Below are 25422 nucleotides of genomic sequence, written 5' to 3' on the forward strand. Positions count from 1 at the left end.
TCTGGCTGGCTGAGGACCTCGCAGTTCGTTAAACTCTTCGGCAATTTACCGGGGAGCCATTATGACCGCCATACACACCCGTGGGCCAGCACTCACCATTCGGGCCGGACGCCGTGCCCTGCAGCGGCTGAAAGATAAAGCACTGACCGCTGCGGATGTCCATGTTATACCCGGTGCTGCGGGAGGTCCGAAAGCGTTGGGTATTTCGGGGTTGGATAAGGCCATTTTCGGTGACTGGTTGCCAAGCGCCCCCCAGGAACGCTCGCTGATTGGCTCTTCCATCGGTAGTTGGCGATTTGCCGCAGTGGCGTCGAGCGACGATCCAAAAGCCCAACTGGCCCGACTGGCGGAACTTTATACGTCCCAACGATTTGCCAAGGGTGTCAGCCCGGCCGAAGTCAGCCGCAAGAGTGTGTTGTTCCTGGAAGCGTTGTTGGGTGGCCAGGAAGACTACCTGCTCAACCATCCGTTCTATCGTCTGAACGTCGTTGTCGTGCGGAGCCGGGGCATGCTGGAGCACGATACCCGCGGCCGGCTGAGCCTGGGTCTGATGAACGCGATCAGTGCCAATATGGTGAGCCGTCGTCATTTGGGTCGCTATATGGAGCGCGGCATTCTTCACGATGCGCGGCTGAAAACCCCGGTGTCCAAACTGGTGGATTTCCCCAGCCACGAAGTCGCGCTGACCCGCGAAAACCTGTTACCGGCGCTGCTGGCCTCAGCATCCATTCCCATGGTGATGGCCGGTGTGCGCAACATTCCCGGGGCCCCGGAAGGGGTCTACCGTGACGGTGGCCTGCTGGACTATCACCTCGATCTGCCCTACGAGCAGCCCGGTATTATCCTGTACCCGCACTTTACCGACAAAGTGGTGCCTGGCTGGTTCGACAAGTCATTGCCCTGGCGCCGGGGCGATGCCACCCGCTTACAGGATGTGCTGCTGGTGGCCCCCTCGCGGGAATACCTGCAGACGTTGCCGAACGGTAAGCTGCCGGACCGCAAGGACTTTGAAAAGTACCTCGGCGATGACGCCGGGCGTGAACGGTCCTGGCGTCAGGCGATTGCCGAAAGTGATCGCCTCGGTGATGAGTTCATGGAACGGATTGAAACCGGAACCCTGTCGGAGATCGTTCAACCACTTTGACACCGGCAATGGGAACAGGGGCCGCTCAGGCTCTGACCAGCATGCCGGGCTGTGCGCTGAAGCGATAACCGGTAAATCCATGCAGTGGGTCCCGGAGTGCCAGTACTCGCATCGTCACCGGTATGACCTGTTCGCTACCGCTGGCCGGTGCCAGATTCAGGTCAATCCGCTGAACCTGCCTCTCCCTCCGGGCGGCCTCCAGGGCTCGGTGTAAATTGGCACGGTAGTCCGGGCTGACGAGGTCCTCAAAGCGGCTGTTGGCCAGATCGGCGGGAGCCTGTTCAAGCCAGTCTGCCACGTCCGCCGAGATAAAGCCGATGCAACCCTGCTCATCGAGTTCGCCAATAATGGCCCCTGCCAGCACCACCAGATCACGGCTTCGTTGTTCGCTGTCATTCAGCGCCTGACGCAGAATGGATTTTTCGACCTGGCTGCTGTCGCGATGCCCCTCCAGTTTCTCGATGACCCACGCCTGCTTCGACAACTCCGTCCGCAAGCGGTGGACCCGGGCGCAGAGTACCAACGTCAGTGCGACCCCCGTCAGGGTAATGAGTAGGCCGGCCAGCCAGACGGCGTTACGCGTTCTGGTGATATTCGACACCAGCGACGAGCGATCCGGCATTGTGGTGATCAGCCAGCGGTGGCCCGGCAGGTTGACTTCCGAACGCAGGGCCTGGGAACCATCCAGAAGGTGCGGGGTGCCGGCCTGGAACAGAGGCGTTTTGCTGTGTCGCTCCAGCGTGTCGACACGAATGGCCATCTGATTGCGGGACGGCGCGGGAAAGACCGAGGCCAGCCATTCTCCAACCTCGCTCTCATTGCCCGGTGAGGCGTTCGCCGCCTGTGCATGAAGACGGCTGACCAAAGCGTCATGCTGGGCGTGGTAGGTTTGCTCAGCGAGGGTGCGGGTGTGCTCGACCATCAGGTTTGCGGTCAGCAGGGTGATAACGATACCAATAACCAGCACGGTTGCGGGCACCCACAGCAACGGGTGCCAGAGCGAGCGGAGGCGTTGTACCCTGGTCCTGACGGGGCGGTGGCTGCGGCTGTCCATGGCTGTATCCGTCGTGGTGATCGGCGATGACCTGAACTTTAGCCCAAGAACGCGTTCCGCGAAATGTCCGGTTTCAGGACGGAGCCCGCCGGGCGCTGCCGTACACCAACAGGAAAACGCTGAAGGCGGTGACCACCACGGAAGGCCCGGCGGGGGTGTCCAGATGCCAGGACAGGCTTAATCCGCCGCCAACAGCGATAAAGCCGAAGACCATGGCCATCAGCGTCATGTGTTCGGGGCTGTGCGCCAGTCTGCGTGCGGTGGCGGCGGGAATGATCAGCAGCGCGGTGATCAACAGCACCCCCACAATCTTCATGGCCACCGCAATCACCAGGGAAAACATCAGCATCAGGACCAGTCGTAAACGCTCCACCGGAATGCCTTCCACCTTGGCCAGCTCCTCATGAATGGTGCTCATCAGCAGGCCGCGCCATAAGGTCGCCAGCAGAATCAGAATGACCGCGGCACCCCCGTAAATCCAGGCAAGATCCGCGCGGCTCATCGCCAGCAGATCACCAAAGAGCAGCCCGGTGAGATCCACCCGTACGTCTGGCATGAAACTGAGAGTGACCAGGCCAATGGCCAACGCGCTGTGAGCGAGAATGCCCAGCAGAGTGTCGGTCGCCAGCGCACGACTGCGGGAAAACAGCACCAGGGCGATGGCCAGCACCACACAGGTAATAATGACCCCGACGTTCAGTGGCACACTGATCAGGAAGCTCAGGGCGATGCCCAGTAACGCGGAGTGGGCCAGGGTATCACCGAAGTAAGCCATGCGCCGCCAGACCACGAAACAGCCCAGTGGGCCGGCCACCAGCGCGACCCCGAAACCGCCGATCAGCGCGCGCCAGAAAAAATCGTCAAGCACGGCGTCAATGATGGGCATGGTCGCACTCCCTGCTGTGTTCGTCCCCGAGGGTTTTACCGGACACCACGTCGCCGTGGAGGTCGTGCTGGTGATTGTGGCGGTGATGATAGACCGCGAGGCTTTCGGCGACTGGCTGGCCAAAGGTTTCGATAAAGGCCGGGTCGTGGGAGATGTCGGCCGGATAACCGCTGCAGCAGACGTGCTGGTTCAGGCAAATCACCCGGTCGGTGGCCGCCATCACCAGGTGAAGGTCGTGGGAAATCATGATCACACCACAGTTGAGCTCATCCCGTAGCTGGCGAATCAGATCGTACAGCGCCGCCTGGCCATTGATGTCCACACCCTGTGCCGGCTCATCCAGCACCAACAGGTCCGGTCTGCGGGCCAGTGCGCGGGCCAGCAACAACCGCTGCCGTTCGCCACCGGACAGGTGGTGAATGGAAGAATCCATCAGGTGACCGACGCCGGTTTTCTCCAGCGCTGCCTGGCACTGTGCGCTGGCACAGCCGCTCAGGCTCATAAAACGGCGAACCGTTAATGGCAGTGTGGTCTCCAGGCTCAGGTGCTGAGGTACGTATCCGATGGTAAGCGCCTGCGCCAGCTTGACCGACCCCTCGGTGATTTTCTGCATCCCCAGAATGGCCTTGATCAACGTGGTCTTGCCGGCCCCGTTGGGCCCGATGATGGTGATGATATCGCCGCGATCAAGGCGCAGATTGACCCGGTCGACCACCGGCCGACCGTCCAGGGCGACGGACAGCTGGTTCAGTGTTACCAGTGCTTCAGGCATGGTGCGTGTCCACATGGCAAGCCGGGCAGGTTCCGGCAATTTCGATCGTCACCTCATCCGGTTTGAAGGCTTCCGCAACCGCGGCCTCGGAAACCGCTTGTGAGACACCGGGGGCGGTCAGTTCCAGAACGTTGCCGCAATCGCGGCAGATGAGGAACAGGCCGTTGTGACGTTTGCCGGCGTGAGTACAACCCACAAAGGCATTCAGTGAGGCAATGCGGTGGACCAGGCCTTGCTGTTGCAGGAAATCCAGAGCCCGATACACCGTGGGGGGCGCGGCGTTGTGGCCGTCTTCCGCGAGCACGGCCAGCACATCATAGGCCCCCAGCGGTTTGTGGGATTGCCAGATCAGCTCCAGCACCCGCTCACGGGTAGGCGTCAGCCGCGCGTTATGCTGCTGGCAAATGGTGCGGGCATCCGCTAACGCCTGAGCGACACAGATGTCATGATTGTGAGGGCGATACGGAAGAGCGCTGGTCGGCATGGCCACGGTCCTGTGAAATTTGCAACATTATAACATTTGCAAACGACAGTGCCATGCCTGCGGTGGTCACCTTGGCGGAGGGTTATCCGGCGACTTCAACCGCCAGGGATTCCAGATAGTCCAGGTTGGGAATCCACGCGGTGTCGCCTTCGACTTCCACCTGCATCAGGTCGGCGGGGCCGGCTTCGCCGTCAAGCTGGCGAATCTGTTCTTCGGTCAGGCGTGCCTGGCTGGGAATGCCCTGAGTCACCAATGCCATGAACGGAATCCGCTGGTGATGATCGCTCACGGTATTCAGTATCACGATGCGCCCCCGGTTGGCTCCGGGCACCGTCAGTGCTGCGCCATTGGCGGCATCGTAGGAGATCACGGGCAACGCCAGGCCACGCCACTCCAGGTGACCTACCAGCCACTCCGGGCTATTGGCGGCTGCCTCGGTACTGGCGAAATCCACCACCTCCGCGATGGTCACGTTGGGCAACAGCAGTTGCCGACCGTTCATCGGGATGATAACGCAGGCGAGGGTTTGGCTGTCGTTTTCACTCATCTCACATGTCCTCAGGCGGAATCTCTGTTTTGCCGACCCTTGAGCAGGCAGGATTCTTCAATCGTTTTGACCAGTTCCCGGGCCAGCTGCTCTGGCGTCCCGCAGAACGATGTACATCCGGTGGCGGCGACCGAGTCCGGCATGGAACTGTTGCCGCAGCTGTTGCTTTCCTGCACCCATATCCGGCTGCCGTAGGCTTTCAGCATCGGTGCCGCGATGGCACCGTCATTGCCCATGCCAGAGAACAGGATAGCATGGCAGCGGGCACCAAAGTGGTCGGCTACATTGAGCAGAACCTGGTCGATGGACGGGCCATAGGGGCCCGGCCATGGCGTGTCTTTTTCTGTCAGTGCGCCCGCAGTGTCGAGCGTCCACTCCCGCTCAACCGGCAGCAGCATCACATCCCCGTTGCGTACCCGGTAACCGGTTTCGGCTTTTTTGAGCCGGTAATGGGCGTGCCGACCCAGTACCCGGGTGAGTACGCCGGTGAAATTGTCATCAATATGCTGGGCGTAGATGAAACCGACCGGCAACCCCGCCGGCAGATGGTCGAGAAAGGATTTGACCGCAGCGGGGCCGCCCAATGACGCACCCAGAATCCAGATGTCCTCGGCAATGGAGCCCGGAACCGCCGGTGTAATCCAGTGCGGCAGGCTGGGGGAGGGTGTTTCTGCCGCCGACTGCTCGGCCAGTTCTTCCAGGGTGGCTTCGGAGTCCAGCTCTTCGAGATAGCCCAGTTGCTGTTCCAGTTTGCCCAGCAACCGACGTTCCCAGCGGAAATAGTCGGTGGTAGCGGGCTTTGGAGCCGCATCCAGGCCAAACAGCACGGGGGCGTCCGTGTTCTCCAGCAGATGATCGAACAGCACCGGGTGGTCCGCTTCGTCTTCCAGCGTGACCAGCCACAGGCTGGCCTGTGGAAATTCCGGATAACCCTGCAGCCGGTCCGGATCGCCCGAGAAGCACACCTCCAGGCCGAACTTTGAGGTTGCCGCCTGAAGCCGGTGCCGTTGCAGCACAATATCCGACACGATCCCGACTCTGGGCCGGCCTGAAAGGCCGGTCATCACTGATGTCCGGTTAGCCGGGAAATGGTATCGAGCAGTTCGGTTTCCTGGAACGGCTTGCCGAGGTATTCGTTGACACCGATCGCCAGCGCCCTCTCACGATGCTTCTCACCGGTACGCGAGGTGATCATGCAAATCGGTGTTTCCCACAGGTTGTCATCGTGGCGAACAAAGCTTGCGACTTCGAAGCCGTCCATGCGGGGCATCTCGATATCCAGCAGGATGATGTCCGGTTTGTGGTCCTGCAACTGGGCCACGGCGTCGAGACCGTCTTTGGCGGTCACCACTTCCATGCCGTTACGTTCCAGCAAGCGGGAGGTCACTTTCCGTACCGTGACCGAGTCGTCAACTACCATGACAATGGTGGTCTGCTGTTCGTAGCGCGCCGATTCGCGGGCGTTTTCAAGACTTGCCAGGCGCTGGCGCTCGGACAGAATGTCAGAGCGGATCATCGCAGGCAGGTCGAGGATCACCACCACGTTGCCGTCACCAAGGATGGTCGCGCCGGACACGCCGCGCACGGTACTGAACTGCGGGCCGAGGGATTTCACCACGATTTCGCGGCTACCCATCAGGTTATCGACCTGCAGGGCCATCGGCTGTTCCGCACCCCGAACCAGGATAACCGGCAAGGGCAATGCCTGACCCTGGAGTTTCGGGTGGTGGTCACTGTTCAGCAGGCTGCCCAGATATTGCAGGCGGTATTGCTGGCCGGCGTATTCGTACATTGGCGCGTCGGGCTTGTAGTATTCTTCAAGTTCGTAGGTGCTTACCCGCACAATCCCTTCAATGGTGTTCAGAGGAATCGCGTAGAAGTCTTCACCGGTAGACACCATCAGCGCGCGGTTGACGGATACCGTGAACGGTAGCCGCACGGTGAACGTGGTGCCCTTGCCGAGGGTGGAATCAATATCCAGGCTGCCGCCCAGCTGTTTGATTTCACTGGCAACCACGTCCATACCGACCCCACGGCCGGAAATCTGCGTGACCTGCTGCGCCGTGGAGAACCCGGGCTGCAGGATGAACTGGAGGATTTCCCGTTCGCTCAGTTCTTCGTCTGCGGCCAACATGCCCTGACGGATGGCTTTGTCACGAATGACACTGGACGGTATGCCCGCGCCATCATCGATCATGCGCAGTACCACATCACCGCCTTCGCGGGTCAGCGACAGGGTGACTTCGCCAGTCTCCGGTTTGCCGCTCTTTTTACGATCAGCGGGTGTTTCGATGCCGTGGTCAAGCGCGTTCCGCAGCATGTGTTCCAGCGGCGCGATCATGCGCTCAAGAATGTTGCGGTCCATTTCCCCTTCCGGGTTACGGACATCGAATTCCACTTTCTTGCCCAGCTCGCCGCTGATCTGGCGAACGATGCGGCGCAGCCGGGGCACCATGGAGGCAAACGGAATCATCCGGGTCTTCATCAGACCTTCCTGGAGCTCCGTGTTAATGCGGGACTGCTGCACCAGCAGGGTTTCTGTGCCCCGCACCCGGTCAGCCAGGGTTTCCCTCAGGTCGGCGAGGTCAGAGGATGATTCACTCAAGGCCCGTGACAGCTGTTGGATAGAAGAGTAGCGATCCATTTCCAGGGGGTCGAAGTCGTCCCCGTAATCCGGACCGTGTTCTTTCTCAGCACGGAACAGAATCTGGGTTTCTGTTTCGATATCCATGCGCCGGAGCTGCTCTCGCAGACGCTCAATCGTCGCGGCCATTTCATCGAGCGTATGGCTGAAGTCACTGCTCTGCTGCTCCAGGCGGCCACGGGTAATACTGGTTTCGCCCGCCAGATTGACCAGCTCGTCCAGCAACGGTGCGGACACCCGAATGGATTCCTGGGCAGCGCGCTGTGCTTCGGTGGCCTTGTTCCGGGCTTTGGCGGCAGGTTTTTTGGGTTGCGGCGCTGGTGCCGGAGCTGCTGCAACCGGGGCAGCGGGCTGCGCTTCCGGTGCCGGCGTTTGTGCGACCTCGGCTGGCACCTGGCCACTCTGCTGGAAGGCGTCACGAATACCGCCCACCAACGCCACAATGGCATCGTGGTCGGCGGTGATTGCCTGCCAGGTACTGTCGTCCGGCGCGTTGCCACCCAGGTCGATCAGCCGGGTCTCAAAAGCGTGCGATTTGTCCCCCAGTTCCCGCAGCTGGGACAGCCGGGCACCGCCCTTGAGGGTATGCAAGGCGCGCTGTGCTTCCTGATTGAAGTGGTGGTTGGCGGGTTCCTTGCGCCAGTCGTCGAGCAGTTGCTCGAGCTGGTCCAGAATTTCACCGGCTTCCTCCAGGAAAATTTCCAGCACTTCCGGATCGACATCGTCCGTATTCTCATCCGCCGCGCCGGGCTGCTGTGATGGCGCTTCTTCTCCGGCTGCGTTGTGAGCCTCACGGAATTCATTGAGTAAACCGGTGTCAGCCGCCGGCTTGCTGCCTTCTTCAAGACGGCCGAGCATCTGCTTCAGACTGTTAAGCGCCCGGTCACTCAGGGCCAACAGGATAGCCTGGTTGCTGTCACCGCTGATGAGCGGGTCCAGGGCATCGGACCAGGCTTCCGCCAGGTCGGCGATGGGATCAACGTCCGACAGGCGGGCACCGCCCTTCAGGGTGTGCAGCTCCTGCTGAAGCTGGGTGACCCCAATCAGCTGATCCGGCTCTTCGCGCCACTGGGCCAGGCATTCACTGACGGCGCTCTGAATTTCCAGCCCCTCATCGAGGAATATGCTGACCAGTTCGTCGTCGCTCGCGTCCGGAATGGCGTCGGCCATCGTGTCGGGCGGGCCGAATACCTGGCTGTCGGCTGGCATTGGCTCGCCGGCAAGAGTCGCGCTTACTTTGGCAACCAGGTCGTCCGCTGGCGGGCACGGCCGCTGGGTGGCAACCTGCTCCACCATCTGGGCAAGGCGGTCGTGGCAAGCGAACAGCAGATCGTTCATGTCTTCGCTGGCGGCCAGTTGTCCTTCCGCCACTTTCTCGAACAGATCTTCGAGCACGTGGGTGAGATCACCGATGGCATCCACGCCGGCCATGCGCGCGCCGCCCTTGAGCGTATGCACGTCGCGCTGGAGTTCGGCGGCCACATCGCGGTTGGAGGGGTCTTCACTCCAGGTGTGCAGTGCGCTGCCGGTGGAGTTGATCAGGTCATAGGCTTCTTCCAGGAAGATGCCGACCAACTCAGGGTCCATGTGTGACAGGTCGTTGGCGTGCGGTTTGTCGAGCTCCGGCATGGGCAATTCGTTGTCCGAATCGGTGTCCGTGGCACGGACGTCGGTCACCGGCCGTGAGCCGGTTGCCGCACCCATATACGCGTGAATCTCACCGATCAGGTCAGGTGCCGGCCGTGGCGGTTCCTGTTGTTCAAGGGCATCCACCATACCTGCCAGGCGATCGTGGCAGCGGAACAACAGATCAGAGAGTTCATCAGTGATCGACAAGCGCTGTTCGGTCAGGCCCTCAAACAGGGTTTCCAGCTCGTGGGAAAGGTCGCCCACCGCAGGAATGTCCGCCAGACGCGCACCGCCTTTGAGGGTGTGCAGGTCGCGCTGCAGCAGCCGCAACAGATCAAGGTTGGCGGTGTTCTCACTCCAGCTCTGCAGCGTTTCCGCGGAACTGTTGATCAGGTCACGGGCTTCCTCAAGGAAGATCTCTGCCAGTTCCTGATCCATATCATCGTCATTGGAATCGGCACCGGGCTCGGAATATGCCTCGGCATCTTCCCGAGGGGGCTCTTCAGCCTCCAGGGTTGGCAGCTCGGACTCGTCCATCTCAAAGCTGAGATCGATTTCCTCCAGGTCGCCGGTGAACTCCTGTTCGAAGGCCTCCGGTTCTGCTTCGCCATTGCCGCCGCTCAGGCTTTCCAGGTCGGCAATCAGTTCGTCACCGGACTCGGTGGCCAGGCCGGCGGCAACCTGATCCATCATATTGATCAGCTGTTCGTGTCCGCCTCTTACGGTGTTGAAGAAAGCGTCGTCAGGGGTGAACGCCGGTTCTGCAGCCCGGTCATAGGTGGTTGCCAGGGCTGCCGAGAGGTGAGCGACATCGGCCAGGCCCGCCTCTTGCGCGCGGGAAGCCAGCAATTTGAGCTCGCTGCGCAGCTTATCGACCGCCGCAGTCTGGCCCGGCTCAGCCGCCCAGTCATCCAGAATGCGGTCGGCATCCAGCAGGATGTCGAGCCCTTCGTTAAGGAACAGCTGCACCAACTGGGGTGCGGAGGGCTGGCTGGATTGCTCCTGGTCCGCACTGGTGTGAGTGCGCAGTGTGTCAGCAGTCACCTGGTCCAGTCGCTCAAGGTAGTCGTCGGTTCCGGCCAGGGTGGCTTGTGGATCGTCTCGTAGCTGACTCAAACCCTGGTTCAGAAATTCGCAGGCATCCGCAATTAATCCGGTGACCTCGAGATCCGCGCGTTTGTTCTGGGCACGGGCTTCCTTGATGAAGCGCTCCAGCGGTGTGACCACGGCTGCGATGGGCATGATACCCGCCGTATGGGCACTGCCTTTAAGGGTGTGGAGCGCCCGTGACAGGTCGTCGGTGTAGGCAACCGACGCTTTGCCCCCGGCGTACTCCAGATAGGCTTTCAGGGTCTGCAGGTGGGTTTGCGCTTCACTCTCGAAAATATCCAGCAGCACTGGATCCACACCATTGTCGTCGGTGCCGGGCGCAACTGTCACCGGTTCTTCTGGTTCATCGCCCCAGGCTTCGTCCGGGGTCTCGGGCGCCGGCATGCTGGAGGTATCTGGAATTTCACCGTTGGCCAGAGCATTGGCTCGGGCCTCCAGGGATGAAATATCCAGGCTGGCCGCGCGGCGCTTTTCAAAGTCTTCGACCAGCGCGGGCAGGGCACTGGTAGCATCGTCGAGCAGGGTCGCGATGTCGTCGTTCATGAAGATGCTGCCGTCGATGACCCGGTTCAGCATGTTCTCGACCGACCAGGCCAGTTCCCCAACCACCTGGGCACCGACCATGCGACCACTGCCTTTGAGGGTATGGAACGCCCGCCGGACTTCCGATAGCGCGGTGCGGTCATCGTGCTGACGCAGCAGCATCGGCAGGTATTCGCGGATGGTGTCGAGAACTTCGCCGGCTTCCTCGATAAAAATTTCGAGAATTTCGTCGTCGATGAGGTCGTCATCGTCCTGCGCGCTGGCGGTGACTTCCGGTTCGGCAACGGCGTCGTTGACGTTTTCCTCTGGCGTTTCCACCGGCTCTGCGGCGGCGGTTTGATCGCCGTCGGCTTTGCGTGTGGTGGACATAGCCTCCGCGCGCTGGATGAGCTGGGCCACATCGCCACCGGTCTGGCCTTCGCGGAATTCGCGAATCAGTGATGGCAGGCGGGCGTTGACGTCGTCGATCAGCGCAAACAATTCATCGTTTGGCTTGATGGTCTGGTCGATAATACGGTTAAGCAGGTTTTCCACCGACCAGGCCAGTTCACCAAGGCTGGTGGCTCCCACCAGGCGGCCGCTGCCTTTGAGGGTGTGGAAGGCCCGTCGTACCTCGGTCAGCGCCTCGCGGTCGTCGTGGTTGAAGCGCAGGCGGGGGTAGAACTCGTGGACGGTTTCCAGAACTTCTTCGGCTTCTTCGACGAAGATACCGAGGATTTCCTCGTCCAGAAGTTCGTCGTCCGACGTTTTGGCCGCGGTTGCTTCTGGCTGGCTATCAAGCATTGGAAGGTCGCTGTCACTTTCGCCAGCGTCGTCGTTCTCATCCGGTTGCGTCCAGGTGGGTTCAACACCGACCGGGAAGCCCAGGGATGCCAGGCTTTCCTCGGCAACGCGGAGAATGCTGTCATTTTCGCCGATGCCTTCGGCCAGACGTTCCAGGTAATACTCGATGCTGGTAACCGCATCGGCAAGCGTGTCGAGCTGCTTCCAGTCCGGGACCTGTCGGCCACCCAGCAGCACGTCGGTGATGTAGCGTTCCGCCGAACCGAGCATGGCGGCGACCCGGTCGAGAGGTATTAGCCCGAGCCCGCCGCGAATGCTGTGCAGCAACCCCGGCACGTGCTCAATTTCCCGCACATCCCACTGGGACGCGATGAAATTGACGATGGCGGTTTTCACCTGTTCCAGGGTATTTCGGGATTCGCGCAGCAGCGCACCGCTGGCTTCGCCGAGTTCGCGGCTGCCAAGGTTGATGGTCTGTTCGCCATCGGCCGATTCGCTGGTTTCCTGATAGCGGTCACTGTCCAGGCCCGCCAGGCTGGCCTCGACGTAGAGCAGGGCACCGGCAATATCCATCAGGGTGCCGTCGTCCACGGCATCCGACTGGCCCGAGAGGCGTTCCACCAGTTCAATCTGGTCAGTCACCACCTTGCGAGGAATACCAAGCCCGAGCACCGCCAGCGTGTTGGCGACCTGTTTCAGGCCCGGCAGCAATTCGTCGAGCTCGGCGTTCTGGCGCAGTTCGGCGCGTACGAACAGGTCAAGCTGATCTTTAAGCTTGGCCAATTCTTCATTGAGGGCGTTGACCACCGAGTGAATCGCTTCGCGCCCCGGGCCGGAGACCCGCGAGCGGGCGGCGTCGACGTCGTCCTCGGACGGCAGCGCCTGATCAAGCTGATAGCTTTTGCGCAGCTCGGCCACCTTGGGGGTATCCAGGTCGCGGGCGCGGGCAACGTAGTACAACAGATGTTTGAACAGCGCCTCGGGGACCGCCTGTTGCAGGATATCGACGTGCTCGTCGGTTAGCCGGCGGATTTCCGCATCCAGCTCCCGCAGCAGCGATTTGACCGCAGTGTTGACCGGATTCGCGTGCTGTTGAAGGGTCTCAATAAACGCACCGGCGGCCTTCCACAGTTCGCCGCGGGGCGTATTTTGGCACAGCCGGGTTAGTCGCTGGATCACCTTCTGCATGTAATCGAAGTGGGCGTCCAGATCGGCCTCGCGTACGACACCGGCAAGGGCAAACTGGTACATCTGGCGCAGTTTGCGGATGTGGCCCAGAACCGTGGGGTCCTGCAGTCGCTGAGACGTGTTGGCGGCGGCACGCTGCCGGGAGGGCGTAAGATCGGGCTTGAACAGAGAGGTATCCGACAACAGGGCTTCACCCCGGGCGGCTCGCAGATCGTTCAGCAGCGGCAGCAGCACCATCGGAAAGTCATCTTTGCTGCTGGCCAGATGTTCAAGGTACTGGGGCAATTGCAGGATGGCCTGCATCAGCACTTCGACGGCATCGTCCACACTGACAACGGTATCGTTCAGTACCGCCTGGGTAAGCTTCTCCATTTCTTCGGTCAGCAGGGCGGCGCCATACAACTCCACCATCTGCAGGGTGCCGTGCACCTGATGGAGGTAGTTCAGGCAGAAGCGCAGGCGCGCGGTGTCATCGCGGTTCTCCACGTACGCTTCAAGTGCCTGCTGACCTTGAGTCAGCGTGTCCTGTATCTCGCCCCGAACCCAGTCGAGGGCGATGCTGTCATGGTGATTGCCCATAACCACTCCGGTTATTCTTCGTCGGTCTGGCGTTTGATCCACGCCAGCACATGTTCCGAGGGTACTCTCTGTAAGCCCGGTGGCTGCCAGTCGGTCAGCTCTCCCTGGCCCAGCACCAGCAACCCCCCGGGCGCCAGCCTCTCTGCAAGCCGCTTTATGATTTCCCGCCGGCGCCAGCGCCGGAAATAAATCAGCAGATTCTGGCAGAAGATAATGTTCATGCCGTGCATGGGTGCCTGGTTCAGGTCCAGCACGTTCAATCGTGTGAAACACACCCGCTCGCGGATGCTGTCTACAATTTCGATGGAGTTCCGCTCCGCTGGCCGAAAGTATCTGGCCTTCAGATCTTCGTTCATGCCTACCAGTTTGCGAGCGTTAAACAGCCCCTTCTGGGCTTTCTCAATGGCTGGTTTGCTGATGTCTGATCCGGTCACGCCAAACAGCGGTGGTAGCTCCAGTTGGGTCATGCATTCGTTCAGCACCATCGCCAGCGTGTAAGGCTCCTCGCCGGTGGAACATCCAACGCTCCAGGCTTCCAGAGGCCGCCGTTTAAGCTGCTCCCGGGGCCGTGTCAGAACAAAGTCCGAGACGAACCGGAACGCATCCGCATCCCGGAAGAACCGGGTTTCCTGAACGGTCAGGCGGTCAACCAGCGTTGCCCATTCCACAATGGCGTCAGGGCCGGATACGATCTGCTCGTAATAGGCCTGGTAACTGCTGCAGCCGATTTCCCGCATGCGTATCCCGAGGTTGGTCTCGAGAAACGACTGTCGACCCGAGGAAAGCGTAATCCCGGTTCGATGCTCCAGCAGGGTTTGCCACTGGCTGAACTGCGCCTCATCCATTTCCGGAAGTCGGCGCAGGGACCAGATGCCCTCAGCAGTTGACAGGTCGTTGCGTGTTTCAGCCATAAACCGTCAGTCGCCTCGGAAACTCGATCAGCCCACCACCGGTACGTCGCTGTCTTCCTCTTCCTGCTGTTCCGACCCTTCTTCGTCGGGCAGGGTGAAGCCGGCAACGGAAGACCGCAGTTCGGAGGCCATTTCCGCCAGGTTCCCGATCGACTTCGCGGTTGCGTTGGTACCGGATGACGTCTGCGAGGTGATTTCCTGGATGACGTTCATGGTGTTGGAAATGTGTGCCGCAGAAGACGACTGCTGACGCGCGGCGTTGGAAATGTTCTGGATCAGCTCCGCCAGAGACATGGATACGTTCTCGATTTCCTCGAGCGCGATACCCGCGTCCTGTGCCAGACGGGCACCACGGACCACCTCGGCGGTGGTGTGTTCCATGGAAATTACGGCTTCGTTGGTGTCCGACTGGATCGTCTTAACCAGCGCTTCGATCTGCTTGGTTGCCGCCGAGGAGCGTTCCGCCAGGCGCTGAACTTCGTCCGCCACCACCGCGAAGCCCCGGCCGGCGTCACCGGCCATGGAGGCCTGAATCGCTGCGTTCAGAGACAGGATGTTGGTCTGGTCGGCGATGTCGTTGATCAGCGATACGATGTCACCGATTTCCTGGGAAGATTCACCCAGACGCTTGATCCGTTTGGAAGTTTCCTGAATCTGCTCACGGATGTTATCCATGCCGCGAATGGTGTTCTGTACCACTTCCGCGCCTTTCTTGGCGATCGCGACCGACCGCTCAGCAACCGCGGAAGACTCAGCTGCGTTGGAAGATACCTGGTCGATGGATACCGCCATTTCGTTCACAGCGGCAGAGGCGCCGGCAATTTCCTGGGCCTGGTGCTCGGACGCATCGGCCAGGTGCCTGGCTGTGGCCTGGGTTTCCTGAGCGGCTGATGCAACCCGTACAGCGGTACCCCGAATCGCCTGTACCAGCCCGCGCATCTGGTCGATCGCGTAGTTGATGGAGTCGGCGATGGCACCGGTGAAGTCCTCGGTAACCGTGGCCTCGGTGGTCAAATCACCATCCGCCAGGTCTGCCAGTTCGTCCAGCAGTCGCAGGATCGCGTTCTGGTTCTGCTCATTCTGCTCCTGAGTCGTCGCCAGGCGCTGCTGGGCTTCGCGGTAGAGCACCACACCAATGAGCACCACAATACCGACCATGCCGGCAAGAAGGATAAAGGCCAGGGTTGGGCTGATCAGGCGGGAGCCGGCCTGCCCGGTAAACCTGTTGGCCAGAACGGAGATGTCGTCCAGCAGAATCTGGGAGTTCTGGAAGATGTCAGAGGCCGCTGTACGTACCTTGAAGAGGTCGGGAGAAGCTTCAAGGATCGCGTCAACGTTCTGCGAAACGAACTCGAACAGTTCGCCAACCGCTTCCAGGCCATAAATGGCGTCTTCGTTGTCTACCTGGGAGATGCCCATGGCCGGATTGCCTTCCATCTGGCCTTGCAGAACGCGGCCAAACAGGCTGGCATCGCGGCCGAAGCGGTCGGCGGCGATCACGGCGTCTTCGTCACCGGACAGTACGTTGTTGACAGAGCGAACAATCCGCTCCGCCAGCAGAGACTGGCGCTGGGCCAGGGCGATCTGCTCGGCCGGGGCACCGTTATCAAGCAGGATCTGTACGATGTCGTCGTATTCCACCTGCAGCTGCGGGATGGTTTCGTTCAGTGTTCGCGCCACTTCGTGCAGGCCGAGTACGGCATCGCGGGTGGAGAGGATGCCGTCGGCGTTATCACGAACGGCCTCCCAGTTCCCCTGTACGTTGCTCTGCTGGGCAATCTCGCTGGGCGGCAGGCCGGTTTCCGGGTTACCGTCGACCACGTAGGACCACAGCTGCTGGAACTCGTCACGGGAGCGACGCAACTCATCGAAGGCCGAGGCGGTACCGCCGGCGGCTTCCGTCGCGTTCTTGGCAATTTCCTGTGACAGTACCCTCAGCTCAGAGGCGTGGGCGATGTATTCCTGGTCGTTCTGGCTGTCCTTGTTGATTATGAACAGAACCACAACAAGCAGGACGGTGAGTGCAATCAGTGCGGCGATCAGGCCAGCAACAAGTTTGTTGCCTCCCTGTCCCATACCGAATCTTCCGGCGGTGTTTCTCATTTTCTGGCTCCCGGCCTTTTCATTATATTGGCAAGTTTGCGTCTGCGGGCGTTGGCAGCAGGGACGATGTTCCTGCCATTGTCATCATCCTTACCACTGCGCGACGTCCAGAAACCGTTCGTCATCCACCAGATCGGCGGCAGAGAACACTTTCCAGACTTCTTCGTTTCGTTCATAACCGCCATTAACAAACGGTTGAACGCTGCCCGGGACACCTTCGGGCGAAGCCACAAAGTTGTCCTGGGCGAAATACTGCATACCAGACACGCTATCGACCACCAGCCCGCTGAACACATCACCCTGTTCCACCACAAGCACGCGCCTTTCCCGCAAGCTGCGTGATGAGCGGGGAATATCGAAGTAACCGGCGAGATCTACCAGAGGAAGGAGCCGCCCGCGAACGTTGGCAGCGCCCATCATGAACGGCTGGACCCCGGGAATATGCGTGAACCGGGGAACATGGAGGATTTCTGTGACTTCACCCATGGGTGCCACGTATCGTTCGCCCGCGAGAACAAAACCGATGCCGTTCCAGAGTTCAACGGCTTCTTGTTGTTCTGGCAGCCCGGCCGCCATGGACCGGCTGCGCAGGGCGATATCCGTCAGAACGGCAAAAGGGGCGGCCTGGGCGGACATGCGTACTCCACGGTTGGGGATCAGGCAATCAGACTGTTGATTGTTTTGATCAGGTCATCTTCGTTGACGGGCTTGACCAGGTAGCCTTTAGCACCCTGACGAGTACCCCAGACACGGTCAGTTTCCTGATCCTTGGTGGTCACAATAATCACCGGGATCGAGGCGGTTTCCGGAGCGCGAGTCAGCTGCCGGGTAGCCTGAAAACCGTTCAGGCCAGGCATGACCACGTCCATCAGGACCAGGTCCGGCGTTTCCGCACGGGCTTTGGCCACGCCGTCTGCGCCGTTGTCGGCAGTCAGGACTTCGTGCTTGTGTTTTTCCAGAAGGGTCGAGATTTTCTTAACCTCGGTGGGGGAATCGTCAACAATCAGAATGCGAGCCATGGTGTCCTCAATAGTTCTTTACTGCAGCAGGTTTACTGTTCCGCCTGGGGTATATATTGGCGGATTGTGTTGAGTAGCTCGTCCTTGCTGAACGGCTTGGTCAGATACTGGTCAGAGCCGACGATGCGGCCCTTGGCCTTGTCGAACAGGCCGTCCTTACTGGAGAGCATAATGACCGGCGTCTTTTTGAAAGAGGAATTGTTTTTGATCAGTGCGCAGGTCTGATAACCGTCCAGGCGGGGCATCATGATATCGACAAAGATGATGTTCGGCTGGGAATCGGCGATTTTCGCCAGAGCGTCAAAGCCGTCAGTTGCGGTGATGACCTCGCAGCCGACTTTTTTCAGAAGGGTTTCTGCGGTGCGACGAATGGTTTTGCTGTCGTCGATCACCATAATCTTCAGATTTTCGAAGTTGTCATCCATTGTCCAACTGCCTTGCGCTCTGCGACTGTCATTATTTTAGACGGTGGTTTTAACACAAACCTAAAGGTTGTTCTATAAATCCTGCTCATTTATAGAGGATCGGGCACCGGATAAAAAGCACAACTTTGTGACCAAATGTACTTCTGCCCGCAATGTCACGTTACACACAGCGGATTTCTCCGGATGCATTCAAAGCTCGGGTACAATACCATCTGGGCTCAGCATAGCACTTATTCTATCCTTCGCTGTGCTGACTGGTTCGTGTTTTCAACTCTGGCGTTCAAGAGGCACTATGACAGTCCGACTCGGGATCGTGATGGACCCCATCGAGAAGATCCACTTCAAGAAAGACAGCTCACTGGCCATGTTGCTGGCGGCGCAGAAGCGCGGCTGGCACATCGAATACATGGAGCTCCCGGACATGTACCTGAAAGGCGGGCAGGCGAGAGCGCACACCCGTGACCTCACCGTGCATCCGGACCCGGAGAACTGGTACACCTTTGGGGGCTCACAGGACCGTGCGCTGGGTGATCTGGATGTTATCCTGATGCGCCAGGATCCGCCGGTGGACCGGGAGTTCCTGATGGCGACCTATATGCTGGAAGCGGCCGAGCAGCAAGGCGCGCTGGTGGTTAACCCGGCCGCCACCCTCCGTGACTGCAACGAAAAACTGTTCGCCACCCAGTTTGAGGACCTGACGCCGCCTTTGATTGTGACCCGCTCTTCGGCCCGTCTCCGGGAATTCTATGCCGAACATGGTGACATCATCATGAAGCCGGTTGATGGCATGGGGGGGCGCTCCATCTTCCGCGTGAAGGAAAACGACGCCAACCTGGGGGTGATTATCGAAACCCTCACCCACTACGGTGCCCACCAGGCCATGGCGCAGAAATTCATTCCAGAAATCACCGCTGGCGACAAACGCATTCTGCTGATTGACGGAGAGCCGGTGCCCTACGCCCTGGCACGTATTCCCTCCCACGGCGAGAACCGGGGTAATCTGGCCGCTGGTGGCCGTGGCGAAGGCCGTGAACTGACCGCGCGGGATCGGGAGATCTGTGAGCGGGTGGCCCCGGTCATCCGGGAAAAAGGGCTGATGTTTGTTGGCCTGGATGTCATTGGTGATTATCTGACCGAGATCAATGTGACCAGCCCAACCTGCATCCGTGAGCTGGATGCGGCCTTCGGTATCGATATTTCCGGCCAGCTGATGGATGCCATCGAGAAGCGGTTGCCGTAACCATGGCGGGCCAGGTTAGCGACTTCGACCGGTTTTCGTTCACGCTGTTCATGGCGTTGGCGGTACACGCCGTGGTGGTGCTGGGGATCACCTTTGCGCCGGAGTCGCCACGCTCTTCGGCGGAAACCATGGAAATCACCCTGTCTCAGTTTGATGACGAGACCGACCCGGACGAAGCCGACTTTCTTGCCCAGACCAGCCAGCAGGGCAGTGGCACCGAGGACGAGGTGCGGGAAATGACCTCGCCCCAGCCCACTGACGTCAGCCAGCCCGAGATTGCCGAGGTCCGGCCGGAGCCGCAAGCGCGAACCGAACCGGTGACCCGCCAGGAGCAGGCCGTGGTTCAGACCGAAGCCACCAGCCGCCGCCAGGTGAGCCAGCCAGATAAGGCGGTGGAAGACACCGAAGAGCCCTTGCCGGTGCGTGAGAAAAAGAGTCTGATGGAGCGTAGCCTGGAGATTGCCAGCCTGGAAGCACGGTACGAGGCCCAGCGCCAGGCCTATGCGAAAAAGCCGCGGATAATGCGGGTAACCGCCGCGTCGACCCTGCGCTCGGGCAACGCCTGGTACGTGCAGAACTGGATCAGCAAGGTTACGCGGGTGGGCAACATCAACTACCCCACGGAAGCCAGGAAAGCGGGAATCTACGGCACGCTAAGAATGCTGGTTTCCCTGAAAAAAGATGGCACAATCAAAGAGGTGGCTATTTTGCAGTCGTCCGGCAGCACCGTGCTGGATGACGCCGCTATCAGCATTGTCCGCATGGCCTCACCGTTTGCGCCTTTCCCGGACAACATGCGCGATGACGTGGACGAACTGGAAATCATTCGGACCTGGTCTTTCCAGCAACGGGGGCTGACATCAGGATGACCGCATCAAGACACTCGCCCAACAGCCTGAGGCACCACTTTCTGGTGGCCTCGCCTTATCTTGAAGACCCGCGTTTTCACAATGCGGTGATTTACCTGTGTGAGCATTCCGATGACGGCGCGTTGGGCCTGGTGATCAACCACCCGCTGGACATTCATCTGGGTGAAATTCTGGAACAGCTGGACATGGACGGCGGCGAACTCGACCTGCCGGTGTTCAGTGGCGGCCCGGTTCAGCCCGAACGCGGATTTGTCCTGCACAACCCCGGTACCAGCTGGCACAACACCGCCGAGGTCACCGATGACGTGTTGCTGACCACCTCGCGGGATGTGCTGGAAGGCATCGGCCTGGGCGAAGGCCCCGGTTCGTTTCTGGTGGCCCTGGGCTACTCCGGTTGGGGCAAAGGGCAGTTGGAGGAAGAGCTGGGCAGTAACGCCTGGCTGACGTGCCCGGCGACCACTGACATCCTGTTCCGTACCCCCTGGGAAGAGCGCTACAAGGCGGTACTGGCACTGATCGGCATTGATCTGAACCAACTGAGCGAGTCCATCGGCCATGCCTGAGGGCGCGCTAAACCGACGAGTCATGGCGTTCGATTTCGGCACCCGCCGCATAGGCGTTGCCACCGGGCAGGAAATGCTGGGCACCGGCCAGCCCCTGGCGCTGTTGCCGGCCCGTGACGGCGTTCCAGACTGGGACAGCATCGCGCGCTTGCTTGAGGAATGGCAGCCGCAGCTGGTTGTGGTTGGCCTGCCCCTGAACATGGACGACAGCGAAAACGACATGTGTGCCCGGGCACGCAAGTTTGGCAAACGGCTGCACGGCCGTTTTCACGTTCCGGTGGAAATGGTGGACGAGCGCCTGACCAGCTTTGAAGCCAAGGGCGATGTCATGGCCGGGGGTGGCAGCCGCGATTTTGGTCGCCATGGTGTGGATGACCGCGCCGCCGTGCTCATCCTTGAAACCTGGTGTCGAGAACAATAACGTCACCGGACAACCCTGACCGGTGGTTGATAAGAGAGGGAATAATGACCGCATTGCTTGATATGAGCCGCCTGCTGGACGAACTGGAAGCCGGGCTGAGAGACATCCTGGACGAGCGGCGAGTAGAGGCCCCGGCGCTCATCGGTATTCGCACCGGCGGCGTCTGGCTGGCGGACGTCATGCGGAAACGCCTGGGGCTGGAAGAGCCCTATGGGGAGCTGGACATCTCCTTCTACCGCGACGACTTCAGCCGCATTGGCCTGAACCCGAGGGTCAAGCCTTCCAGCCTGCCGTTCAGTACCGAAAACCGCGACGTCATCCTGATTGACGACGTCATCATGAGCGGCCGCACTATTCGCGCGGCGATGAACGAAATTTTCGATTATGGCCGTCCGGCCAGTATCATACTCGCCACCCTGATTGACCTGGGTGCCCGGGAGCTGCCGATACAGCCGGATGTCACCGGCAAGGTGCTGGCGCTGGAGAGTCATCAGCGGGTAAAACTGCGCGGCCCGGACCCGCTCCACATCGAATTACAGGAAGCCGGACAGTAACCATCGCGACTCTCTCACAGGCGAACAGGCGACCCATGACTGTAGACCAAGCTCCAAACCGACCCCTGCAGCTGACCGCGGATGGCCAGCTGCGCCACTTCCTGACCCTCGATGGGCTCGACCGCGCCATGCTGACCGATATCCTTGATACCGCCGATTCCTTCATCGAAGTCGGCGAGCGGTCCATCAAAAAAGTCCCGCTGTTGCGTGGCCGCACGGTGGTGAACCTGTTTTTCGAATCCAGCACCCGTACCCGCAGCACCTTTGAGCTGGCCGCCAAGCGGTTGTCGGCTGACGTACTCAACCTGGACATCAGAACCTCGGCCACCTCCAAAGGCGAATCCCTGTCGGACACGTTGCTCAACCTGGAAGCCATGGCCAGCGACATGTTCGTGGTGCGGCACGCCCAGAGCGGTGCGCCCCATTTTATTGCCGAAAGCGTAACCCCCGGGGTGGCGATCATTAATGCCGGTGATGGCCGCCACGCCCATCCGACCCAGGCCATGCTCGACATGCTGACCATTCGCCAACACAAAGGCGGTTTCGAGGGTCTGAAAGTCGCCATCGTCGGCGATGTGCTGCACTCCCGCGTGGCGCGCTCCCAGATTCGCGCCCTCAACGAACTGGGCGCGGCGGAAGTGCGGGTCATCGCCCCTGACACGCTGTTGCCCCGGGATGTGGAAAGCCTGGGCTGCACCGTGGAATACGACATGCAAAAAGGCATGAAGGACCTGGATGTGGTCATCATGCTGCGGCTGCAGAAAGAACGTATGGAAGGGGCATTGCTGCCCAGCGAGCGGGAGTTTTACCGCCTCTACGGCCTTGACCAGGCCAAGCTGGCACTGGCGCATCCGGAATGCATTGTGATGCACCCGGGCCCCATTAACCGTGGGGTGGAAATAGAATCTGCCGTGGCGGATGGCCCGCAATCGGTGATTCTCGATCAGGTCACCAACGGCATCGCCATTCGCATGGCGGTGATGTCCATGGCCATGGGCGGGCAGATGTCAGAACGCAACCAGAACCTGGCCGGGGGAGAACAGGCGTGACCAATAGCAGCAACACACCCGGAGAATCCCTGAAAATCATCAACGGCCGGCTCGTACTGCCGGGTAGTGACGAACTGATCGAAGCGTCTGTTGTTATTGCTGATGGCGTGATCACCGCGGTCGGTAAAGCCGCCGAGAGCGCCCGTGCCGATGACGTCTTTGACGCCGCCGGCAGTATTGTCGCCCCCGGGCTGGTGGACCTGTGCTGCAACCTGCGGGAGCCGGGTAACGGGCAGAAAGGCAACATTGCCTCGGAAACCCGGGCCGCGGCCCGGGGAGGTTTTACCACGGTTTGCGCATCACCGGAGACTTCACCGGTCAACGATTCCGGTGCCGTGACCCACATGATCCGTGACGTCGCCCAGGCCCGATCACCCATCCGCGTGCTGCCGGTAGGCGCGGTGACGCGCGGCCTCGAAGGGGAATTGCTCAGCGATATGGCGGGTTTGTCCTCGGCCGGGTGTGTTGCCTTTGGCAACGCCGGCCGTGGTGTGCGGAACGCCCGGGTTCTTCGCCGCTGCATGGCCTACGCCAAAACCTTCGGGTTGACGTTGATGTTCAGCCCCGAAAATCAGGCGCTGGCCGCCGACGGCTATGCCCACGACGGCCTGGTAACCTCACGCCTTGGCCTGCTCGGCATCCCGGAAGTGGCGGAAACCACCTCGGTGATGGAAATGCTGCTGCTGGCGGAAGAAACCGGCGTTCGCCTGCACCTGAGCCAGCTGTCATCGGCGCGCAGTGTGGAGATGGTGGCGGACGCCCGCCAGCGCGGCATTGCCGTGACAGCCGATGTTGCCATGCACCAGTTACTGTTCACCGAAGAGGCGCTGGCGGGTTTTGACAGCCGCTTCCACGTACGGCCACCGCTGCGCGCGGAATCTGACCGCCGGGCCTTGCTGGCCGGCGTCCGCGACGGCGTGATCGATGCCATTGTCAGCCAGCACCAGCCCCACGATTCGGCCGCCAAACAGGCCCCGCTGGGTGCCACTGAACCGGGGTTGTCGACCATCGAAAGCACCTTGTCGATGGGCTTGTTACTGGTTAACCGTGGTGAGCTGACATTGCCGCGCCTACTGTCCGCGTTGACCCGAGGGCCTGCGGCCATCCTTGGCGAGACCGCCGATGTGAGTGAGGGCGCGGCGGCCAACCTGTGTGTGTTCGATCCCGACGCAAGCTGGACGCCGGATCACCACAGTCTGATCTCGGCCGGGCGTCATGGACCATTGATGGGCAGCCCTTTGCCGGGGGTGGTGCGAATGACACTGTGCAGCGGCACCGTGGCCTGGCAAGTGGCTTCGCGCTGAGGCCGCGGAATCCGTGGCAATGCGGCAGAGGTGGCCCTACCTCTGTCGAGCCCATCACAGTTTCTCACCTTTTTGCTGAAGAGCCCTTGATGGCAGGCACCTGTGCCAACGTATTCTTGCGGGGACCGACCTAATCTCGGGTCAGGATATCGCGACGTGACCGGTGCAACTGGAAGCACCCGCCGTCTGACAATAATAATTCAGGAGTCATCCCCGTGAAATCAGCTAACCTCCCGCACAGGGTGGCGGTGGCGGCTGCCTTGTGTGCCGGCCTCATGCTTGCGCCTGTTACCCAGGCTGAAGAATCCCCCCTCGAACGAAGCTTCTGCGTGTTTGATCCGGTCGGTGCTAACGGACCGCTGTTCGCCATCACCAAAACCTTCCAGCCGGTGGCGTTGAAAGAAGGCATCAAACTCGATCTTCGCGCTTATACGGACGAAAAAGTCGCGGCTGAAGACTTCAAGGCCGGCCAGTGCGACGCCGTGCTGCTGACCGGCACCCGTGCCCGGGAATTCAACAAGTTTACTGGCACCCTCGAAGCCATGGGTGCAGTGCCCGGTGAAGAGGAAATGCGGCTGCTGTACAACACCCTCAGCCAGCCCAAGGCGCGGCAGTTCCTGATCGATGGCCCCTACGAAGTAGCCGGCGTGTTCCCGGGCGGGGCGGTCTATCTGCACACCCGCGACCGTGCCATCGATTCCGTTGAAAAGCTTCAGGGCAAGCGGATTGCCACCCTCGATTTCGACAGCGCTTCCGTGCGCATGGTGCGGCATGTGGGCGCGTCAGTGGTGGGCTCCAATTCCGCCAACTTTGCCGGCAAGTTCAACAACGGTAGTGTTGATCTGGCCTATGCGCCGGCCGTCGCCTATTCCCCGCTGGAACTCTACAAAGGCGTGACGCCCAACGGTGGTGTGTTCAAGTACGCGCTGGCCTACATGAACTTCCAGGTGATCATCCACCGTGACCGCTTCCCGGACGCGGCCGGGCAGATGGTTCGTGACCAGTCCATCAAGCGCATCGATGAAGCCTACGAAATCATCGCCCAGGCCGAGTCGGAGATTCCGGAAGACGTCTGGATGCACCCGCCTCGGGAAGACGTGGCGGAATACGACAAGATGCTACGAAAAGTTCGGTTGTCCCTGCTGGAAGACGAGGTGTATGACGAGCGGGCGATCAAGCTGATGAAAGCGATACGGTGCCGGGTGGATGGCTCACGGTCGGAATGCGCTTCCTGAGGTAACAGTTACGGAAGGGGGGCAAAAAGGGCCCGCATTGACGGGCCCGATCCGATCAGCTGACAGCGTCTTTTAACGCCTTACCGGCTTTGAAACCAACGGTTTTGCTGGCTGCAATGCGGATGGTGGCACCGGTCTGGGGGTTGCGGCCATCGCGGGCTTCGCGGGCGCGGATGTTGAAGGTGCCAAAACCGATCAGGGTGGTGTCTTCGCCTTTGGAGGCAGCGGCCGAGATCTGGTCAGTGAAGGCGGTGATGACCTCGCTGGCTTTCTCGCGGGTCAGGCCGGTTTGGTCGGCAACGGCGGCTGCCAGTTCAGGTTTTCGCATCGGGTACTCCTTATTGTCGTTTTTGGTGTGTCGCCAGC

Annotated in this window: 22 protein-coding genes; 9 read left to right on the forward strand and 13 right to left on the reverse strand. The window is 60.5% G+C overall.

Annotated elements, in window-relative coordinates; genetic code table 11:
• Nucleotides 1–61: 61 nt before the first annotated feature.
• Entirely contained in the window at nt 62–1144 is a 1083-nt protein-coding gene (locus WD429_RS02830) for a patatin-like phospholipase family protein (RefSeq protein WP_368420661.1), read from the forward strand.
• A gap of 25 nt (nt 1145–1169) precedes the next feature.
• Here WD429_RS02830 and WD429_RS02835 read toward each other — a convergent pair whose 3' ends face one another.
• From WD429_RS02835 to pilG, 12 genes are all read right to left on the reverse strand, one after another.
• Nucleotides 1170–2198 carry a PAS domain-containing protein gene (locus WD429_RS02835; RefSeq protein ID WP_368420662.1) on the reverse strand — a complete coding sequence of 343 codons (1029 nt, stop codon included), beginning with the start codon at nt 2196–2198 and terminating at the stop codon, nt 1170–1172.
• Between the two features lie 73 nt (nt 2199–2271).
• A complete protein-coding gene (locus WD429_RS02840) occupies nt 2272–3084 on the reverse strand; it encodes an iron chelate uptake ABC transporter family permease subunit (RefSeq protein ID WP_368420663.1) in 813 nt (270 codons plus the stop codon).
• The gene (gene znuC, locus WD429_RS02845; protein ID WP_368420664.1) at nt 3071–3856 is read right to left on the reverse strand and encodes a zinc ABC transporter ATP-binding protein ZnuC; all 786 of its coding nucleotides are present in this window, start codon (nt 3854–3856) and stop codon (nt 3071–3073) included. The genes WD429_RS02840 and znuC overlap by 14 nt, the downstream gene beginning before the upstream one ends.
• Nucleotides 3849–4340, reverse strand: coding sequence for a Fur family transcriptional regulator (locus WD429_RS02850; protein WP_368420665.1), 492 nt, complete (start codon nt 4338–4340; stop codon nt 3849–3851). Before WD429_RS02850 ends, znuC begins: the two co-directional genes overlap by 8 nt.
• Before the next feature lie 82 nt (nt 4341–4422).
• On the reverse strand, nt 4423–4887 hold the full coding sequence (locus tag WD429_RS02855; protein WP_368420666.1) for a chemotaxis protein CheW: 465 nt from the start codon (nt 4885–4887) through the stop codon (nt 4423–4425).
• 11 nt (nt 4888–4898) lie between these two features.
• The gene (locus tag WD429_RS02860) at nt 4899–5951 is read right to left on the reverse strand and encodes a chemotaxis protein CheB (RefSeq protein WP_368420667.1); all 1053 of its coding nucleotides are present in this window, start codon (nt 5949–5951) and stop codon (nt 4899–4901) included.
• The gene (locus WD429_RS02865; RefSeq protein ID WP_368420668.1) at nt 5951–13363 is read right to left on the reverse strand and encodes an Hpt domain-containing protein; all 7413 of its coding nucleotides are present in this window, start codon (nt 13361–13363) and stop codon (nt 5951–5953) included. The genes WD429_RS02860 and WD429_RS02865 overlap by 1 nt, the downstream gene beginning before the upstream one ends.
• A gap of 11 nt (nt 13364–13374) precedes the next feature.
• Nucleotides 13375–14274 carry a protein-glutamate O-methyltransferase CheR gene (locus WD429_RS02870; protein WP_368420669.1) on the reverse strand — a complete coding sequence of 300 codons (900 nt, stop codon included), beginning with the start codon at nt 14272–14274 and terminating at the stop codon, nt 13375–13377.
• Between the two features lie 27 nt (nt 14275–14301).
• Nucleotides 14302–16377 (reverse strand): methyl-accepting chemotaxis protein, encoded by a 2076-nt coding sequence (locus WD429_RS02875; RefSeq protein ID WP_368420670.1) that lies wholly within the window; start codon nt 16375–16377, stop codon nt 14302–14304.
• Nucleotides 16378–16467: 90 nt separating this feature from the next.
• Nucleotides 16468–17013, reverse strand: coding sequence for a chemotaxis protein CheW (locus WD429_RS02880; protein ID WP_368420671.1), 546 nt, complete (start codon nt 17011–17013; stop codon nt 16468–16470).
• A gap of 20 nt (nt 17014–17033) precedes the next feature.
• Entirely contained in the window at nt 17034–17396 is a 363-nt protein-coding gene (pilH, locus tag WD429_RS02885; protein WP_368420672.1) for a twitching motility response regulator PilH, read from the reverse strand.
• A 32-nt stretch (nt 17397–17428) separates the two neighbouring features.
• Entirely contained in the window at nt 17429–17821 is a 393-nt protein-coding gene (gene pilG / locus WD429_RS02890) for a twitching motility response regulator PilG (protein WP_368420673.1), read from the reverse strand.
• 292 nt (nt 17822–18113) lie between these two features.
• Here pilG and gshB point away from each other — a divergent pair, with 292 nt between their 5' ends.
• The 8 genes from gshB to WD429_RS02930 all read left to right on the forward strand — a co-directional run bounded on the left by gshB (nt 18114) and on the right by WD429_RS02930 (nt 25056).
• A complete protein-coding gene (gshB, locus tag WD429_RS02895) occupies nt 18114–19061 on the forward strand; it encodes a glutathione synthase (RefSeq protein WP_368420674.1) in 948 nt (315 codons plus the stop codon).
• A gap of 2 nt (nt 19062–19063) precedes the next feature.
• Nucleotides 19064–19930: a TonB family protein gene (locus WD429_RS02900; RefSeq protein WP_368420675.1), complete on the forward strand. Its 867-nt coding sequence runs from the start codon at nt 19064–19066 to the stop codon at nt 19928–19930.
• Nucleotides 19927–20493 (forward strand): YqgE/AlgH family protein, encoded by a 567-nt coding sequence (locus WD429_RS02905; RefSeq protein ID WP_368420676.1) that lies wholly within the window; start codon nt 19927–19929, stop codon nt 20491–20493. Before WD429_RS02900 ends, WD429_RS02905 begins: the two co-directional genes overlap by 4 nt.
• Nucleotides 20486–20914, forward strand: coding sequence for a Holliday junction resolvase RuvX (ruvX, locus tag WD429_RS02910; protein WP_368420677.1), 429 nt, complete (start codon nt 20486–20488; stop codon nt 20912–20914). The genes WD429_RS02905 and ruvX overlap by 8 nt, the downstream gene beginning before the upstream one ends.
• 44 nt (nt 20915–20958) lie before the next feature.
• A complete protein-coding gene (pyrR, locus tag WD429_RS02915; protein WP_368420678.1) occupies nt 20959–21468 on the forward strand; it encodes a bifunctional pyr operon transcriptional regulator/uracil phosphoribosyltransferase PyrR in 510 nt (169 codons plus the stop codon).
• A 35-nt stretch (nt 21469–21503) separates the two neighbouring features.
• Nucleotides 21504–22517, forward strand: a complete 1014-nt coding sequence (locus WD429_RS02920) for an aspartate carbamoyltransferase catalytic subunit (RefSeq protein WP_368420679.1) — start codon at nt 21504–21506, stop codon at nt 22515–22517.
• A 29-nt stretch (nt 22518–22546) separates the two neighbouring features.
• The gene (locus WD429_RS02925; protein WP_368420692.1) at nt 22547–23821 is read left to right on the forward strand and encodes a dihydroorotase; all 1275 of its coding nucleotides are present in this window, start codon (nt 22547–22549) and stop codon (nt 23819–23821) included.
• A gap of 275 nt (nt 23822–24096) precedes the next feature.
• Entirely contained in the window at nt 24097–25056 is a 960-nt protein-coding gene (locus WD429_RS02930) for a putative solute-binding protein (protein WP_368420693.1), read from the forward strand.
• A 55-nt stretch (nt 25057–25111) separates the two neighbouring features.
• Here the strand turns inward: WD429_RS02930 and WD429_RS02935 are convergent, their stop codons facing one another.
• Complete coding sequence (locus WD429_RS02935; protein ID WP_368420680.1) at nt 25112–25384, reverse strand: HU family DNA-binding protein; 273 nt, start codon at nt 25382–25384, stop codon at nt 25112–25114.
• Nucleotides 25385–25422 lie beyond the last annotated feature (38 nt).

It is taken from the genome of Marinobacter sp., from assembly GCF_040904845.1.
In the GTDB taxonomy this organism is placed as follows: Bacteria; Pseudomonadota; Gammaproteobacteria; order Pseudomonadales; family Oleiphilaceae; genus Marinobacter.